This window comes from Parvularcula bermudensis HTCC2503 (genome assembly GCF_000152825.2).
Lineage (GTDB): Bacteria > Pseudomonadota > Alphaproteobacteria > Caulobacterales > Parvularculaceae > Parvularcula > Parvularcula bermudensis.
In genome coordinates this window covers 2,134,203-2,151,377 of sequence record NC_014414.1, presented here as the reverse complement: position 1 = coordinate 2,151,377, position 17,175 = coordinate 2,134,203, and the positions used below count along the sequence as shown (strand labels likewise).

General features: G+C 62.7%; 15 protein-coding genes. 8 read left to right on the top strand and 7 right to left on the bottom strand.

The features are described 5' to 3' along the window. Position 1: 1 nt before the first annotated feature. From PB2503_RS10195 to PB2503_RS10180, 4 genes are read right to left on the bottom strand one after another with little or no spacing between them, the layout of a single operon-like run. A complete protein-coding gene (locus tag PB2503_RS10195) occupies positions 2 to 811 on the bottom strand; it encodes an alpha/beta hydrolase (RefSeq protein ID WP_013301175.1) in 810 nt (269 codons plus the stop codon). Then, positions 808 to 1,527 carry a serine aminopeptidase domain-containing protein gene (locus PB2503_RS14075; protein WP_083811058.1) on the bottom strand — a complete coding sequence of 240 codons (720 nt, stop codon included), beginning with the start codon at positions 1,525 to 1,527 and terminating at the stop codon, positions 808 to 810. Before PB2503_RS14075 ends, PB2503_RS10195 begins: the two co-directional genes overlap by 4 nt. Continuing rightward, positions 1,524 to 3,293 carry a non-ribosomal peptide synthetase gene (locus tag PB2503_RS10185; RefSeq protein ID WP_013301173.1) on the bottom strand — a complete coding sequence of 590 codons (1,770 nt, stop codon included), beginning with the start codon at positions 3,291 to 3,293 and terminating at the stop codon, positions 1,524 to 1,526. The genes PB2503_RS14075 and PB2503_RS10185 overlap by 4 nt, the downstream gene beginning before the upstream one ends. Further along, positions 3,290 to 3,961, bottom strand: coding sequence for a 4'-phosphopantetheinyl transferase family protein (locus tag PB2503_RS10180; RefSeq protein ID WP_013301172.1), 672 nt, complete (start codon positions 3,959 to 3,961; stop codon positions 3,290 to 3,292). The genes PB2503_RS10185 and PB2503_RS10180 overlap by 4 nt, the downstream gene beginning before the upstream one ends. A gap of 80 nt (positions 3,962 to 4,041) precedes the next feature. On the opposite strand from PB2503_RS10180, the gene cobT reads away from it, so the two are divergent. Both cobT and PB2503_RS10170 read left to right on the top strand, forming a co-directional pair. After that, positions 4,042 to 5,931, top strand: coding sequence for a cobaltochelatase subunit CobT (gene cobT, locus PB2503_RS10175; protein WP_013301171.1), 1,890 nt, complete (start codon positions 4,042 to 4,044; stop codon positions 5,929 to 5,931). Next, positions 5,928 to 6,956 (top strand): esterase-like activity of phytase family protein, encoded by a 1,029-nt coding sequence (locus tag PB2503_RS10170; RefSeq protein ID WP_013301170.1) that lies wholly within the window; start codon positions 5,928 to 5,930, stop codon positions 6,954 to 6,956. Before cobT ends, PB2503_RS10170 begins: the two co-directional genes overlap by 4 nt. On the opposite strand, the gene PB2503_RS10165 is transcribed toward PB2503_RS10170, so the two are convergent. Beyond that, the gene (locus PB2503_RS10165; protein ID WP_013301169.1) at positions 6,953 to 7,717 is read right to left on the bottom strand and encodes a hypothetical protein; all 765 of its coding nucleotides are present in this window, start codon (positions 7,715 to 7,717) and stop codon (positions 6,953 to 6,955) included. The genes PB2503_RS10170 and PB2503_RS10165 overlap by 4 nt on opposite strands. 10 nt (positions 7,718 to 7,727) lie before the next feature. Then, positions 7,728 to 8,012: a 50S ribosomal protein L28 gene (gene rpmB, locus PB2503_RS10160; RefSeq protein ID WP_013301168.1), complete on the bottom strand. Its 285-nt coding sequence runs from the start codon at positions 8,010 to 8,012 to the stop codon at positions 7,728 to 7,730. A 211-nt stretch (positions 8,013 to 8,223) separates the two neighbouring features. On the opposite strand from rpmB, the gene PB2503_RS10155 reads away from it, so the two are divergent. Continuing rightward, positions 8,224 to 9,177, top strand: coding sequence for a DUF3108 domain-containing protein (locus PB2503_RS10155; RefSeq protein WP_041534982.1), 954 nt, complete (start codon positions 8,224 to 8,226; stop codon positions 9,175 to 9,177). 46 nt (positions 9,178 to 9,223) lie between these two features. On the opposite strand, the gene PB2503_RS14070 is transcribed toward PB2503_RS10155, so the two are convergent. After that, on the bottom strand, positions 9,224 to 10,597 hold the full coding sequence (locus PB2503_RS14070; protein WP_013301166.1) for a peptidoglycan DD-metalloendopeptidase family protein: 1,374 nt from the start codon (positions 10,595 to 10,597) through the stop codon (positions 9,224 to 9,226). A gap of 124 nt (positions 10,598 to 10,721) precedes the next feature. On the opposite strand from PB2503_RS14070, the gene rnr reads away from it, so the two are divergent. From rnr to PB2503_RS10125, 5 genes are all read left to right on the top strand, one after another. Then, positions 10,722 to 13,214 (top strand): ribonuclease R, encoded by a 2,493-nt coding sequence (gene rnr / locus PB2503_RS10145; protein WP_013301165.1) that lies wholly within the window; start codon positions 10,722 to 10,724, stop codon positions 13,212 to 13,214. Positions 13,215 to 13,317: 103 nt separating this feature from the next. Beyond that, the gene (locus tag PB2503_RS10140) at positions 13,318 to 14,445 is read left to right on the top strand and encodes a TRAP transporter substrate-binding protein (RefSeq protein ID WP_013301164.1); all 1,128 of its coding nucleotides are present in this window, start codon (positions 13,318 to 13,320) and stop codon (positions 14,443 to 14,445) included. Further along, positions 14,445 to 14,969 carry a hypothetical protein gene (locus PB2503_RS14725; protein ID WP_013301163.1) on the top strand — a complete coding sequence of 175 codons (525 nt, stop codon included), beginning with the start codon at positions 14,445 to 14,447 and terminating at the stop codon, positions 14,967 to 14,969. The genes PB2503_RS10140 and PB2503_RS14725 overlap by 1 nt, the downstream gene beginning before the upstream one ends. Then, positions 14,966 to 15,565, top strand: a complete 600-nt coding sequence (locus PB2503_RS14720) for a TRAP transporter small permease subunit (RefSeq protein WP_013301162.1) — start codon at positions 14,966 to 14,968, stop codon at positions 15,563 to 15,565. Before PB2503_RS14725 ends, PB2503_RS14720 begins: the two co-directional genes overlap by 4 nt. After that, positions 15,562 to 17,175, top strand: coding sequence for a TRAP transporter large permease (locus PB2503_RS10125; RefSeq protein WP_013301161.1), 1,614 nt, complete (start codon positions 15,562 to 15,564; stop codon positions 17,173 to 17,175). Before PB2503_RS14720 ends, PB2503_RS10125 begins: the two co-directional genes overlap by 4 nt.

Genomic DNA, 17,175 nt, shown 5'->3' with positions numbered 1-17,175 from the left:
GTCACGCCGCTCCCCCTGACGCTCTCAGCCAGCTCTTGATGGCCAAGTCGAGGCGCCCTTGAGCTTTAAGGTCCGTATAAGTATGATTGGCGTCCTTATCCATTTCGATGCAGAGCCTGGGGTCTTGCCTGTCTTTTGGTAGACCGAGACCAAGGCGTGCCTCCTCGGCGGAGGCCACGATATGGCTCACATGATTTGTATAGCGCGCATAGATGCCGACACCGCGGCGCGCCAGGGCCTGCCATTGGTCGGCAAAATCTCGCCTGTCAGGCACCGGACGGTCGGACGGGGCGGGGGAAGCAGTATTCGCTTGTCGTTGAGCTGCTCTCGAGATCAGGGCTGCCCATCGCGCAGGTGAGGCGGCCTTTTGCATGAGGGTCAGGGCGACCCGGCGCGGGTGAGCGAAGGCGTGTGGATCGAGTAATATAAGGTCCGTGACCCGGTCATCGATCAGCGCCGTCGCTTGCGCATTATCCGCCCCCGAACATAATCCCATCAGGATTATTCGCCCTCTCCCCGAGCCCAGGGCATCGATTGCAGCTTTGATATCCGCCACAGCCTGGGCCTCGTGACCGAGATCGCCAGGCGGTGGGGCACTGTCCCCAAGCCCGTGCAGGTCAATCCGCAGAACGTCATAGCCCTCATCCGCCAGGGATCTCGCAAGCCGGGTATGGAGCCGATGGGGCCCGGCCCGTCCGACAATCCCGGCATTGGGAATGACAATCCTCCCCTTGGAAGGGCCGCCGGGGGAGGTCAACGTGCCGACCAGTCCCTCCTCCGGTCCAAAGAAGATCAATTCCTCCTCGGTCATCGTGCGGCCATCAGCGCCGTCAGCCGACTAATCGTTCGCACAGGGACACGGAACGTCGAGAGCGCGCCGTCTGCATTCCAATCCTCCTCAGCTGCGGTGGTCACGCGCGCCGTCTCATCGCTCGGTCCCCGCCAGTCCGCGGTCATTTGCGCGGCAAGGCTCGGCGGTAAGGGATGGCCGAGAAGCTCGTCGGGATAGGCGCCATCGCCCCTCATCGCTGAGGGATCGCGGCGGATCAGATCGGCCAGATGGTCCGCCGCATGGGCGGGCGCGTCCCACCCCACGATCCTCGTCGGCGGGCGCATCTCCGCGGCGGCCATGGCGACCAGCGATCCAAATCGGAGGCCGATCCAGACAATCTTTTGAGCTTGGCTCATCGCCCGCAATTCATCATCCGCGGCGAGGAGGCTGTCGATCATGGTCTGTTTTGTCACGTCGCGATCGTCCCCTGCCGAATTTCCAGTCCCGAACGCATCATAGCGAAGGACGGCGACGCCGGCGGCGCTCAGCGCCGTAGCGAGAGCGAGAAATGGGCGATGGGCACGGATCGTTTCCTCACCGAAGGGGGGCACGAGCAACGCCGCTCGCCGCGCGGGCACTGCTGTATCGTGATAGACACCGTAAAGGGGGGCCTCACTGGTGCCGAACATCATCGGCTCCATCGGGGGGCTCTCCGGCGGCGGCGTGGCCGCCCTTTCGGACAAGGGCGCCATCATCCCTGCCCCGGCGTCGTGGCCCCGGCGGCGGCCTGCTCGAGGGTTTCAAATAACAGCGCCCGCGGCGTGATGACCTTCCCCGTGGCTTCGCGAAAGCGTGTGGCAACCCGTGCGGCTTGCAACGATTGCCCGCCGAGGGTGACGAAATTGTCCGTCGTCGAGACGGTTTCGACCCCCAGAACCGCCTGAAAGGCAGCGGCAAGGGCCTGCTCATCCGCTGTTTGCGGCGGGCGCCCTCGGCTCTGGCTTATCTGGCGCCCCGGCGCGGGCAGCGCCTTGCGATCAATTTTGCCGTTCGGCGTCAGCGGAAGACTGTCGAGCACCACAAAGCGTTGGGGGATCATATAGTCCGGCAGAAGGGCCCTTAGACCCCGCCTTAGGGTGCTGGCTGTGGGCTTGCGACGGCCAGAAGCGGCACTCACATACCCCACCAGCATGGCCTCACCGGCGCCATCCGTGTGCACCGTGGCGGCGGCGGCGCCCCCTGCCGTGACCTGTCCGAGGGCGTTTTCCACTTCGCCGAGTTCGATGCGAAACCCCCTGATTTTGACTTGGGCATCGGCCCGGCCCAATAGCCGGATGACCCCGTCCGAGGTCAACACAGCCCGATCCCCGGTGAGGTAGACTTTCCCCTCAAGGCCGGAGTCCGGCGGCGCCTCGGTAAACCGGGCGGCGGTCTCCTCAGGCCGCGCATGATAGCCGAGGGCCACCCCCTCCCCGCCAATGATTAATTCGCCTGGCGTATCCGGCGGCACCCGCCGGTCATGCTCATCGAGAATGCTGAGAACGGTATTGGCGAGGGGCCGACCGACATGGATCGCCTCAGGCGTATCGATTCGCCCCGCCGTCGACCACACCGTCGTCTCCGTCGGTCCGTAGACGTTCCAAAGCGATCCGACCTTCGGCAGGAGTGTCGCGGCGAGCGCCGATGGCAAAGGCTCCCCCCCGCAAAGCGCGGTGAGCCCACTATGGGGGCCAAGACCGGCATCAAGTAACAACCGCCAAGTTGCGGGGGTGCCCTGAAAAAACGATGCTGCCTCCTCACGCAACAAGGTGACCATCGCCTCCCCGTCCGCCGCCTGATCATCGCTCGGTAGAATGATCGACCCGCCACAGATCAGGGGCAGGAACCATTCGAGCAGCGCAATGTCGAAGGAGAGCGTCGTCACCGCCAAGAGACGATCGTCCGCCCCGAATGACAGAAGCGATGCCATGGCATGGAGGAAGTTCGCTAATTGCGGATGTCCGCCCTTCACACCTTTGGGTTTACCTGTGGAGCCGGACGTATATTGCAAATAGGCAAAATCGGGCCTGTGTGACGACAGGCCGCCATCCACAGATGCGGCGGTGTCCGATTCCTTCGGGGAAAGATCCGCGGGCCCAACAACGAAAGCAGCGCCGCTGTTCTCCACCAGATAAGCGCGCCGAGCCTCGGGATGATCGAGATCGATGGGCAACGCCACGGCCCCCGCCCGCCATATGCCGATCAGCGCGGCGACCAAATCGGGATTGCGGGGTCCCGCCAATCCCACCACCGGCGGCGTGTCAGCCTCCATGGGGGAGAGGCGGGGCTGTAATTCAAGGGCGATTTGACAACTCCGGCGCTGCACCTCGCCATAGCTGACATCGGTTCCCATGAACCGAATAGCGGTGTGGGTTGGATGGGCCGCGGCCTGTGCATCGAACAGCGCCACCACATCTCCGGGCGGCCATTTGACCTCAGTGGCATTGAGGCGGTCCCAAACGGGGTCGGTCAGGGGGCTCATACCGTCACCGGCAAGGATGCCGCCCCTCTCCAAGTGACCCTTGCCCCCGGCGCGGCGGCAAGAGCCGCCATATAGCCGATACGCGGCACGCGATGCCAAACCGCAAGACCACGGGCGGTCGCCGAAAGCGCCCCGCTTCGATGGGCGATCGCCAGACCTGTACGGGCCGCTTTTCCAACAGCCTCCATCGCCGTCCAATGGAAAAGAAAGGATCGTTTGGCGCCCTGCGATCCGGCGGCCTCGATCTCGGCAGCCGCGGCGGGGGCGAGATGATCTCTCGCAAGAGAGGGAATCTCTTCATCCGGTACGCCATCGAAGGCTTCGAGGTCGATTCCTAGGGGGCCGTGATCGGCGAAGGCGAACAGCGCAAAGCGGCCCGATCGGGTGTAGCTCACCGCTGGGGACCCTCCCCCCGGCAGCAGGGCACGCCCGCCCTTCAGCTCGACCGCCTCCGGCCGGCAGCCATAGGCGCAGGCCAGCTCATATTGCCGAAGGGCGCGGCCCGATCGTTGCCGACATTGAGGTCTCGTTCCCCTTTCCCCGGGACCTCCACTGGGTTGGGGGCTCTCATCAAGATCGAAAAGACGCACCGTAATCTGCTGCACGAAAAGGCCCTTCGCTGCCCGAACACTCCCCACCCCTTTATCGAAAAGGCCCTTTTCTTTCATAAACCCTTTGCGTCTTTTTTTGGTGACCGAGACCCCAAAACGCCTAGGCCCGGAGGCCCTTGGGGCCTAAATCATGATTTATGGCCTCATCCCCTTCGCCCGCAGAACAGCTGAAGCAATTGCTCGCGCAGACGACCAAGGCCCTCGCGGCCGAGCCGGATGTGACGGTGAAATTCGTCGGCGATAAACCTCAAGTTGCCGGGACGGATGTGCGCCTGCCCCTTCCCCCCCGCCGAATGGACGAAGCGCAGCTGGCCGTGGCGCGCGGCCATGCCGATGAAGCGGCTTTGCGCCTTGCCCACCACGATCCCGCGCTCCATGCGCGCCTTGCCCCGCAAAACGCTGACGGGGCGGCGGCCCATACGGCACTTGAGACCGTGCGTGTCGAGGCCCTTGGGGCCACGGCGCTGGACGGGGTCGGGGACAATCTTCATGCCTCCCTCAGTCAGCGGCTTGAGGACCGTGGGTATCGCCGGATGGAGGATCGCCAGGATATCCCCCTCTCCGATATTCTCGGCCTCATGGCGCGCGAGCGCATCACCGGACGCCCGACGCCGGACGCAGCGCGGGCCTTGGTCGACCAATGGCGGCGCGAGATCGAAGAGCGGGCCGGGGATAGCCTAGAGCGGCTCGCCGATCGCACCCTTTTTCGGGACCAAACCGCGTTTTCCGAGGCGGTGCACTCTCTGCTCCGGGATCTGGATATCGGCGATCCGACCACAGATCACGAAGACAGCGAAGATGATGAGACAGAGGGCGACGACGACGAACAGCCCAAAGACACCGAGACAGGCGGTGAGGACGACGCCGACACAGAAGGCGAAGACGGCGAGGATGAAAGTCAGGAAGACAGCGCCAAAGAGCCGGCGATGCCGGAATTTGGCGAGGCTCGGGACGGAGAAGCGGAGGTTGAGACGCAGCCCCTTGATTGGGAGCCTACGGACGATGACGCCGACGCCCAGGCGAACGCCGAAATGCAGCGTCGTAACGAACCGCTGGCCGACAGTAATGCCTCCTATGGGATCTATACCAAGGACTTCGACGAAGTCGTTCACCCCCTCGATCTGGTCGACGCCGCCGAGCTGGCGCGACTTCGGCAAACCCTCGACGGGCAACTCGAAAGCCTGCACCAATTGGTGGCCCGCTTGGCAAACCGGCTCCACCGTCAGCTACTCGCCCAGCAAAATCGCGATTGGCGGTTCGATCTCGACGAGGGTATTCTCGATGCGTCGCGCCTTTCCCGGGTGGTGATCGACCCGACCCAACCCCTGTCCTTCAAGCAGGAACAGGATCAAGCGTTCCGCGATACGGCGGTCACGCTGCTGATTGATAATTCAGGATCCATGCGCGGCCGTCCCATTATGGTCGCCGCCCTTTGCGGGGATATCCTCGCCCGTACTCTTGAGCGCTGTGGGGTGAAGGTCGAGATCCTTGGGTTCACGACACGCGCCTGGAAGGGGGGGCAGTCGCGGGAGAAATGGGTGGCCGAGGATCGCCCGAAAAACCCCGGTCGGCTGAATGATCTCCGTCACATCATCTACAAGCCCGCAAGCGTGCCCTGGCGTCGGGCCAAGGACAATCTGGCCCTGATGCTCAAGGAGGGATTGCTGAAGGAAAATATCGATGGAGAGGCCCTGCAATGGGCGCATGATCGCCTGATCCAGCGGCCCGAGGCGCGGCGGATCCTGATGGTGATTTCCGACGGGGCGCCGGTGGACGATACCACCTCGTCGGTAAATGGCGGCGGATATCTCGAACGGCATCTGCGTGAGACCATTGCCTTCATCGAAAACGCCTCACCGATCCAGTTGATCGCCATCGGTATCGGTCACGATGTGACGCGGTTTTATGACCGTGCCCTGACCATTCAGGATGTCGATCAGCTTGGCGGGGCCATGACGGAGCAATTGGCTGACCTGTTCGCCGATCAAAGCGATGGGCGCCGGCGCCCCCGGCGACGTAGCCGATGAGCGGGCGATACGGTCTTTGCGGATTGGGCGCGCTGCTCGTGGTGATGACCAGCGCAGCGGCACAGCAGGTCACTCCCCTGTCGCAGCCCTTTCCAGGGTTCAACAATCGTCCCATTCACATCAATTGCGCGACCCAGATGGTCTCCGGCATCACGCTGACCGCCGCCGATGCCCGGTTCGGCGGGTTCTCCGCCCTCAACCTCTCCAAGGACGAGATCGTTCTCCTGTCGGACCGGGGTCTTTTATGGACGGGAACCGTCGGCCGGGATCAGAACGGCTATATTACCGAGGTGATCTCCCTTACCCCCCACCCCCTTGCCGACGCTCAAGGGCGTTTTCTCGGCAAGCGTCGCGGCGATGCCGAAAGTCTGGTCATCGAAGGGCAGCGCCTTTTGATCGGTATTGAGGGAGATCATCGTCTCTCATGGTTCACCGAAGACGGTGATCTCTATCTCGAGGAAGAGCCCCCGTTCTACGCCGTCGGTCGGAACGCCCTGCCCAATAATGCGGGGTTTGAAGGCGTCACCGCCTGGGCTGACGGATATCTGGCGATCACGGAGCATACGCGCCCTTCGGATGGGACAGCAGCGCTGACCTATCTCTCCCGCGGGGGCGAGGTGTTGGGGCGCTGGAGATATCGTCCGGCGGGGGACTTTTCGCCCACGGGGCTGACGACTACTGCCGATGGAAGCGTCTATGTCCTGGAGCGCGCCTTCAGCGCGCTGTCCGGCCCAAGGGCCCGCTTGGTGCAGCTGTCGCCTGAGGCCCTTCGCCTGGAGGAAACCCCGCCGTCGCCTCCCATTCTTGACGGGCTCGAACTGGCGCGCCTGACGATCCTTCATGGCGTCGACAATATGGAAGGTCTTGTCGTGGAGCCACTCGAAGATGGCACGTTGCGCGTGCATCTAGTGTCGGACCACAATTTCAACCCTTTGCAGCGAACCGTGATTGTCGGCTTGCATATTGACCCTGGCTGTCTCACCGCCCCTGATACCGAGGACAATGCCGACGCCGCGCTGCACTAGCGGCCGCCAAGTCCGCTGAGGGGAATGACCCTTGGGCGCAGCCAAAGATAGGGCAATAGCGCCAGTAGGGAGAGCATCAGCCAGAGCCCGGTCTGAGCCAGCATCCACAAGCCCCACGGCACGCGGGTCCCTGTGAACAGGATCAGGTGGAACATTATGGCCTGAAGGCTAAGACCGATCGCCAGACCTATGAAGGCCGGCTTCCACCACATCATGCCCCTGAGGGCGTGATAGGTGGCGGCGACCACCCCCCCCGCCATGAACCACGAGCCAAAATAGGCGAGGACGAAGCGCAGGCTCGGCCAGTCGCCGGGTTCAATATCGGACAACAGCGCCGCGACCAAGATCGCCGCCAACACGACCGTCATCCCCCAGGCCCAACACCACGCCCGGATCGCCATCCCGGCCCCCTGGCGTCGACTCGACAGCATCACAACGAAGAGGGCCCCGGCAAAATAGAGGTCGCCAATTGATAGCCATTGGCTCGGCCTCAAACTCGGCGCCGGGACCAAGGCGTCAAAACCACGGAACGCCAGATCCGGGCTCAGCGAGGCCATGCTGATCAAGATGAACAGGGCGAAAGCCCAGGCCCCGGCCCTGGCACCGCGCAGAAGGTTGCGGGCCACCCAGTCCCCGGCCCGGCGGATAGACCCGACCTCGGGTCCCATCAGCCGCTCGGACCAATATTGGTCCTCAATCGCATCGAGGCGAGCGCCCGCGTGAGATTGACGGCGCCGATCCAGATCGTGCCGCTCGGTCATGGAACTGAGATCAGGCTGACGCGGCAGCGACGATTTCGCGCTTCAGCCGGCGCGCCCGGTCCGAAAGACGCTCATCCTTCGCTTTCAGGAGAAACGCGTCGAGACCCCCGACGTGATCCACCGAGCGCAAGGCGTGAGCGGTAATGCGAAACTTGAACCGACGCGACAACCGCTCACTCTCAAGGGTCACCTTGCACAGATTGGGTTCGAAGCGACGTTTGGTTTTGTTGTTCGCGTGGGAAACATTATGTCCGGTGATTGGACGTTTTCCTGTAAATTCGCAGACGCGCGACATGATAAGGCCTCAATATCGGAGCATGAACGGTTTGACACGAAGTCGGACAAACTTGTTTAAGCGCGATCGGCTATACCTCCCCGCTCTTTCCGTCAAGGCCGAACGCCCCCACTCGGTGGGAGATCGCCCGGATTTTCCTTCTTCGCGGGACGGTAAGGAGCCATTGGGGATGAATAACGTTAGAAATAGGCGTTTGATGGAGGAGTGCCCTGTGAAGAGTAAAAAGGTGACCGCATCGCTCAGCGCGATAGCTGTCCTCATCATGGCGACGGGCTATGCCGTTGAGGATCGCGATTACCCGCCGGAGGGGACATCGGCCTGGCGCCATTTATTCGCGGTCGACCCCTCCCCCGAGGCCCTCGCCTTTGCGCCCCCCGCCCCGGAAAAAACCGAGGCCACTCGCTACACCGCTGAGTTCAAGGGCGAAATCGCCGGTTTCGATATTGGCCGGATCTATCTCGATATCGAGACCTCGCCGGAGCGCTACGCCGTCGATTATCGGATGCGGCAGAATGGAATTGCGCGCTGGTTCTCCGATGCCGAAGCGACCAGCCGGGCCCGCGGCCATTTCGGCGACCAAAATCGCATTACCGAGCATTATTACTTCAATCACGATTACGAGGCGGAAGACGACCAGCAATATGTCGAGATCTATCGCCCCTATGGTCAACGGCGGATGCATCTTTGGACAAGTCCAACCTATTCCTTCCGGGAGCCCGTCTCAGAGGGACAGGCAGCGGACGCGGTCGATCCAATGTCGGCGCTTATCGGCCTCAGTTTCACCGCGGTGCCGGAAGGGAAATCCCCATGCGACCGGGAGATCGACGTGTTCGATGGTCGGCGCCTCTTTACCCTCGAAATGCGGGACGAGGGGACGGAAAACCTCAATCGCCGAGGCAATAATCTCTATAATGGATCAGCCTATAAGTGCCGCCTCCATCAAGAGAAAATCGCCGGATACCGGGAAAAGGATCTTGGTGACGTCAATGGCGATCTATGGGTCTATCTGGCCGATGTGCCCGATCCGTTCAGAACACCGACCTTTGCCTATGTCCCCGTGATGATCAAAGGCAAGCAGGGGATCTTTACAGCCTGGCTGGAAGGCGAGAACCCCACCATTACGTCGCCGGACGGCAAAACCATCAATCTCGGCACCCTGCAATAAGGCAACGTCAGCGCAAGACAATGCGCCATCCCTTGTGCGGCAAATGCTATTGCACCAGGGCAGCGGCCTTCATGTCGCGACCATCGAGGGCGGCAAGGGGATCGCGGGGCTGGAGTTCGTGCCGCAGCTCGAAATGCAGCTGGGGTTGCCCGACGCTGCCGCTCTTGCCGACCTTCGCGACGATTTCGCCCTGGCGGACCTGCTCACCCTTTTGGACCAGGATCGAATCGGCATGGGCATAGGCCGAAACCCACCCATCGGCGTGCCTGATCAACAACAGATTGCCATAGCCCTCCAGCTCTGAGCCGGTATAGATCACCTCACCATCGGCGGCGGCACGGATCGGTGCACCAACCGGAGCGGCAATATTGATCCCGTCATTCCGAAGACCGTCCGCACTCGTCCCAAAAGTCTTGATGACCGAGCCCTGCAGGGGCCAGGCAAAGCGGGACTCGGCGGTCTTGCTCACGAGAATTTGTTGCCCTTGGCGACTTGGCAGGGGGGTCGGCGCCGCCTGAACCCCCAATTCTCTGGCGGCAAGGCGCGCATCCGAAGAGGCGGAATACCCTGCTTGCGGCGCGTAGCTCGGCGCCGCCGACATTTGCGATTGCGGCATGGGCCCCGTGCCGGGGATGACCAATCGCTGATCGATCGACAACGGATATGGCGGCATCAACCCGTTCGCATTGGCCAAAGTTTGGACGGGAACGGAAAACCGTTGCGAAAGACTATAGAGCGTATCGCCCTGCTGTACGCGATAGGCGGTGTCGAGACGCTCGACGACGGGCGCGGATTGATAGGAGGGCTGGCCATATTGCAGCGCCTGAGGCGCCATCGTCGCGGTCGGCGCCGAGACAGTGACATAGCGCGGCGCCTGTGGTGCCTGCGGCTGCGGCGCGCTGACGGCTGCCTGCATCTGCTGGGGCGGGGGCGCCATCTGCACCGGCGCGCCCGGCACTCTTAATTGCTGGCCGATATCGAGACGATAAGGCGGCGTCAGATTATTGGCTGCGATGATCTCTCCCGGCGCCACATTATAGCGACGGGCAAGCGCGTAAACGGTGTCGCCCGCCGACACGCTGACGGTTCCCCCGGCGGCAGACGGCATTTGCGATTGGACAGGAGCATAACGCACAGGCTGCGGCACCGGCGCCGCGACGGGCTGCATTTGCGGCGATGGCTGTTGCGTCGACACTTGCTGGAGCTGCGGCATCGGCGATTGTGTTGTGACCGGCTGACGGTACTGAACGGTCCGGTTCAGATTTTCGTCGGCTGGAGTGCCCATGACAGCGCTCGGCATCAATGTGGGATCGGTTCCATATTTCACGGGGACCATCTGTGCCCGGGCCTCCCCCAGCATCACCGCCGCGGCCGTCACGACAAGGCCAAGGGCCGTATGGGATAGCAATGTGTTGCGCATGGAACTCTCCGGCGTCGATCAACTTTGATTAAGAATCCGCTGCTGCTCTTAAGATTGTCCTAATTCGAGAATTCTGGATCACCACGCATGACAAAAAAAGCAATTGGTGGTGAGAGAGCAAGACATGACTCAATATCCCTCCGACTCCGATATCCTCTCCTATCTGCGAAAGCGGGAGGAACAGGGAGAGGAAGCCCCCACCCAGCGCGATCTTGCCGATGTCTTCTCCGTGAAGAATGCCGGGCGGCGCCAGTTTCGCGCGACTCTCGCCGATTTGCGCGATGAAGGGCGTATCGCCGTTGAGAACCGCCGCATCTTGCTAAAGGGGGGGCCTCTCCCGCCTGTCGTCGTGCTCGATGTGATCGACACCGATTCCGACGGTGACCTTATTTGTGAGGTGATCAGCGCCGAAGCGCCGGCCGGCACCAGCGTCGTCTTGCCGTCCACACAGGCGGGGAAGGTCAAGCCGCCCATCGGGACCGGCGACCGCTTTCTAGGTCGTCTCACCGCCCTTGAGGATTTTCACTATCATGCGGCCCCGATCAAGCGGATCGGTCGCGGCGCGACCCGGACGCTCGGGGTCTATCGTCCCCATCGACGCGGCGGGCATGTCGATCCCGTGAGCCGAAAAGCGCAAAGTCTCGACATCGACAGCCGCGATGCGAACAATGCCGAAGAAGGCGACCTGGTCTGGGCCGAACCGTTGAATGCCCGCGGCTATGGCCCCCGCAAGGGGCGCATCGTGTCGATTGAGGGACATGTCGACGACCGGACCAATTGGTCGCTCATTGCCCTCGCCGAGCAGGATATTCCGATCCATTTCCCGCCGGAGGTTGTCGAGGCGGCAGAGGCGCTGACGCTGCCGAGCGACCTCAGCCCCTATGAGGATCTGCGGGCCCTCCCCCTCATCACCATCGACCCCAAGGAGGCGAAGGACCACGACGATGCGGTATTCGCCGAACCCATCGACGAGGGGTTCCGCATCGTGGTGGCCATCGCCGATGTGGCGCAATATGTCCGCCCCGGCTCGCCCCTCGACCAGGAGGCGAAGAGGCGGGGAAATTCCGTCTACCTGATCGATCGGGTCGTCCCGATGCTCCCCGAGGCCCTCTCCAACGGTCTTTGCTCCCTCAAGGCGGGGGAGGATCGCACCGCCCTGTGCTGCGAGCTGATTATCGGCCCCAATGGCGGCAGGAAACGTCACCGGTTTTTCCGGGCCTTGATCAATTGCCATCGCGGCCTCGCCTATGAAGAAGCCCAGGCCGCCGCCGACGGACGCCTGACCGACCGAACCCGTGATCTCAAGGACAGCGTCATCGATCCCCTCTGGGCCGCGTGGCAGGCGCTTGAGACCGCGCGACGAAAATCGCCCTCCCTCGATCTCGATATGCCCGAACGGCAAATTCTGTTGGCGGAGGACGGCGCCGTCGACCGGATCGTCCGTAAACAGCGGCTCGATGCCCATCGTCTGATCGAGGCCTATATGGTCACCGCCAATGTCTGTGCGGCGGAGACCCTCGAATCCGCCAATCGCGCTTTGATTTATCGCGTGCACGATGTCCCCGACGAGGAACGGATCGACGGCTTGCGGGTCTATCTCTCCTCGATGGGCTATTCCCTTCCCAAGGGGCAGGTCCTGAAGCCCGCTAAGTTCAACCACATCCTTCGCGCGGCAAGAGACAAAGACGAGACCGATCTGGTCGCCCTGGCTGTCCTCCGTACCCAAATGCAAGCCATCTACTCGACGGAAAATCTTGGCCATTTCGGCTTGAGCCTGCGTCGGTACGCGCATTTCACCTCGCCGATCCGGCGCTATGCCGATTTGACGATTCACCGGGCCCTCGTCTCGGCACGGCGCCTCGGTCCGGGCGGGATGAGAGCTGAGGATGAGGCCCATTTGGCCGATGTCGCGGAGCATATCTCCGTCACCGAACGGCGCGCGGTGGCGGCCGAACGGGCGACCCAGGACCGCTATCTCGCCTCCTTCCTCGAAGATCGGGAGGGGAACGATTTCCACGGACGGATCTCTGGGGTCACCAGGGCCGGCCTTTTCGTTACGCTGGATGAAACGGGCGCCGATGGCTTCATCCCGATGCGGAGCCTCCACACCGACTATTATCAGCATGATGAGGAACGAAACGCGCTGATTGGGCAACGGAGCGGGGGGCATTATCATCTCGGCCAGCGGGTCGAGGTCCGCTTACTTGAGGTCACGCCGCTCCAGGGGGGGCTCCGTTTCGAAATGCTCTCCTCGCCCGAAGCGGTCGAGACGGCGCCCGCCGCCTCGTCAGCTGAGAAAGCCGCCAAAAAACGGGGAGCAACAGATGGCGCGCGGGGGCGTCCCGGCCAAAAGCCGCGAGGGGCCAAACGGGGAAAACGGGGGGCCGAAGACCGTCCCCCCAAATCCGCCGCGCAGGACAAGCCTGCCTCATCGGCCAAGAGAGCGCCAGCGACCCCCCCCCGAAAAGCAACCAAGTCCACAAAACCAGCGGCCGGTCCCCCATCGCCCGGCAAGGCCCCTTCCCCGGGCGATCATGCCGAGAACAACGGCCCCAAGATCAGGCGCCGCCCCAAAAAAGCGGGGCCCAGACGGTCCGCGAAGCCGCCCCGCTCCTAGCCCACGGGACCTGCCCCTCACGACCTAGACCGCCACCGCCAATGTCGCCAAAAGGCAGATCCCAATCCGGCGGAGAGACCGGGAAACCAATGAGGAAACCGGCATGTGGAGCCGTCGACGCTTTTTGACGACTGGAGCCCTCGGCAGCACTGCGGCCCTGGCCGGCTGTGATTGCGCCGATCGATGCGCCGCCCCGGGGACGATCCCCGGCGGCGAGGAGCGTATCCGCTCTCGCGCGTTGAAGATGGTGACCACCTGGCCGAAGGATTTCCCCGGCCTTGGCCAAGCGGCAAAGGATACCGCCTCTTTTATTTCGATGATGTCGGGCGGCGCGATCACCGTCGATGTCTATGCCGCCGGCGAATTGGTCGGCGCTTTTGATAGTTTCGACGCGGTATCGAGCGGAAGCGCCGATCTTTATCACGGGGCTGATTATTACTGGACGGCGAAGTCTCGCGCCTATCCTTTCTTCACAGCCGTTCCGTTCGGGATGACGGCCACCGAGCAACTGGCCTGGATCGAAGGGGCCGACGGCCAAGATTTATGGGACGAACTTGCCGCAGGGTTCGGGATCAAGCCCTTTCCCGCGGGCAATACCGGCCACCAAATGGGGGGCTGGTTCCGTCGCGAGGTCAATACGCTGGACGATCTGATCGGCTTGAAGATCCGGATGCCGGGGATCGGCGGCGAAGTGATGCGACGAGCGGGGGCGACGGCGGTCACGATCCCTGGCGGCGAACTTTATCAATCCCTGCAATCCGGGGCGATCGATGCCGCCGAATGGGTCGGCCCCTGGAACGACCTCGCCTCGGGCTTTTATCGGGAGGCGAAATATTACTACTGGCCCGGTTTCCACGAACCCGGCGCGCAGCTCTCGATCGGGCTCAATCTTGAGGTGTGGGAGGATATGACCGCCGCTGAAAAGCTCCTGATCCAGAACGCTGCCCGGGCGGCGAACAACCTCTCCATCGGTAAATTCCAGGCCCTCAACGCCAAGGCTCTCGACATCCTGGTCAAAGAGCATGGCGTCCAACTCCGACGTATGCCGGACGATGTTCTCGCCGCGCTAGCCGCCGCCACCCGCGATGTGCTTGAGGAAATCGCTGCGGCGGGGCCGTTGGAGCGCCGGATCTATGACAGTTTCCGCGAGAGCCTGACCCAGTCTTTGCGGTGGAATGCGATTTCCGACGCGGCCTATCTGGCCGTTCGGCGTGAATTATTGGGCGACTGATGGACTGGGTCTGGCGAACACTCACGCGCACCGATCAGGGGGCGATCCTATATCTGGCGAAGGTCTTGCCCTTGGTTGTGATCCCCGGGCTCATCATCGCGCGGCTTTTTTTCCTATTGATCCCGCTCTTGGGGGGGAGCCTTCCCGATCAGTCAGCGATCAGCGGGGCGCTCGATCCCGACCAGGGCTGGGGGGTCTATTCCCTCAGCCTTCTGACCTATATCGTGATTGCCCCGATTGTCGAAACCCTGATCATGGCTATGGTCTTTTGGGGCCTCGGCCGTCTCGGCGCCGGACAGCGCGGACTGATCCTCGGCCAAGTTCTCTTTTGGGTGGGACTTCATTCCCTCGCGATCGCCGGATGGGGACTTACCGTCGCCTGGGCGTTCTTTATCTTCTCCGTGTGCTTCCTTACTTGGCGATCCAAAGGTCTTGGCGCGGCAATCGGCGTGACAAGCGCTCTTCACGCCGGCAACAATACCGTGGCGATCCTCCTCCCCTTTCTTCTGGGGGCGATGGAATGACATTTGCCCTTGCGGCGATCCTCGGCCTTGTCGCCCTGGCCCCACTGACCCTTCTTGTCTCACTGCGCCTGCCTGGGCTCGCTACGGCCATGACCCTTTCCCGGTGGCTCTTGAAGATCGGATTCGGTCTTGCGGCCGCTGCGGCGCTCTTCATCGCCATGGCGCAACTCGGCGCCGTTGTGACCCGCAACATATTCGGGATCAATTTCATCTGGCTGCAGGAAAGTGCCGTCTATTTCTTTGGGCTGATGGTGCTCTTGGCACCGGCGGCCATGATCGTCGCCAATAGTCATGTGCGAGTGGATATTTTCTACACCGATTGGTCTGAGCGCCGTAAACGGATCATCGACCTTGTTGGACTCCACCTCTTCGTTCTGCCGGTGGCGCTCTTGATCGTGAGCAGCGGCACCCCCTACGCGCTGAAAGCGTGGCAAGTGCTTGAGGGGTCACCAGAGCCAAGCGGTCTTCCCGCCGTCTTCCTGCTCAAGACCCTCGTGCCGACCTTTGGCGTCCTGCTCGCCCTGGCGGTTGGGGTCAGAAGTCATGACCTCCTGACCGGGAAGGGGCGGTCAACCGCCGCGCGGGAGACGATATGATCGATCAAATCGTGCTCTGCCTCTGCGCCTGCGCGACCTGGCTCGACATCGCGATGGTCGTGACGTTGTGCGCGGCCCTGCTGCTGGGCTTTCCCGCCGCCCTCACCCTGGCGGGGACGGCCCTTGCCTTTGGCGCCTTTGGCCTGATGATCGGTGCCTTCGATGCCAGTTTCATCGCCGCGCCATTCCCGATCCGCATTTTCGGGATCGTCAATAACAACGTCCTTCTCGCCGTGCCGATGTTCGTCCTGATGGGGGTCATCCTTGAGCGGGCCAAGATTGCCGAAGACCTTCTTGAGACCATGGCGGCCCTGTTCGGCGGGGCGAGGGGCGGACTTGGTCTGTCGGTCCTCGCCGTAGGCGCGGTGCTGGCCGCCAGTACCGGCATCGTCGGCGCCACGGTCGTGACAATGGGTCTTCTCAGCCTGCCGACCATGTTGCGCAGAGGCTATTCCCCCTCCCTCGCCGCCGGAACGATCGCGGCCTCAGGCACGCTGGGTCAGATCATCCCGCCGTCGATTGTTCTCATTCTACTCGGCGAAGTGATCTCGAATGCGTACCAAGAGAGCCAACTGGCCCAGGGGCTCTTTGCCCCGCGGGCGGTCTCGGTCGGCGATCTCTTTGCCGGGGCGCTGCTGCCAAGCCTCCTCCTCGTCTCTCTCTATGGGCTCTATCTCGGCGCTGTCGCGCTGTTTCGGGCGGAGGCCATGCCCGCCGTGCCGCTGGCGGATCGGCAGGCCAGCCGGGCGAGCCTGAGCCGGATCGGCAACGCCCTCCTCCCCCCGCTTTTGTTGATCGGCGCCGTCCTGGGCTCGATCCTCTCCGGCAAGGCCACGGCCACCGAGGCCGCCTCCCTCGGCGCCATCGGGGCATTGCTCATCGCCGGGGGACGGCCAGATATGGGGACCATTGTCAGTCGGCGGCTGAGCACAGGCGGCGTTATTGCAATCGTTGGCTTACTCTTGCTCGATGGAGCGCTCGACCTTCGGCTGGGCCGTGCGGCGATCTCTCCCTTTGAGATGACGGGGATCGGTCTTGCGCTGATCGCTTGCCTCGCCCTTGCCGCCGGCCTCCTCGCCGCGCTGTGGGGCATCAGCCGCGCAGGTCTGATGCGGCCGATTTTGCGCGCGACAGCCACCACCAACGGCATGGTGTTCATGATCCTGATCGGCGCGGCCCTGTTCAGTCTGGTCTTCAAGGGGCTTGGCGGTGACGAAACCATTGCCAATGCCCTCGGGGCGATCCCCGGCGGTGTCGTTGGCGCCATGATCGCCGTCATGATCGTCTTGTTCGTTCTCGGCTTTTTCCTTGATTTTATCGAGATTACCCTGGTCGCCATTCCCCTGGTGGCGCCGGTTCTGTTAACCATGGGCCTTGATCCCATCTGGCTTGGGGTGATGCTGGCGGTCAATTTGCAGACCAGTTTCCTGACGCCCCCCTTCGGCTTTGCCCTGTTCTATCTTCGCGGCGTGGCACCGCCGAGCCTTAAGACCGCCGACATTTACCGAGGGGTCCTGCCCTTTATTGCCATCCAGGCGGTGTTACTCCTGATTTTGGCGATGGTCCCGGGTCTTGCCACCTGGCTGCCGACCCAGCTTTACGGAGGATGA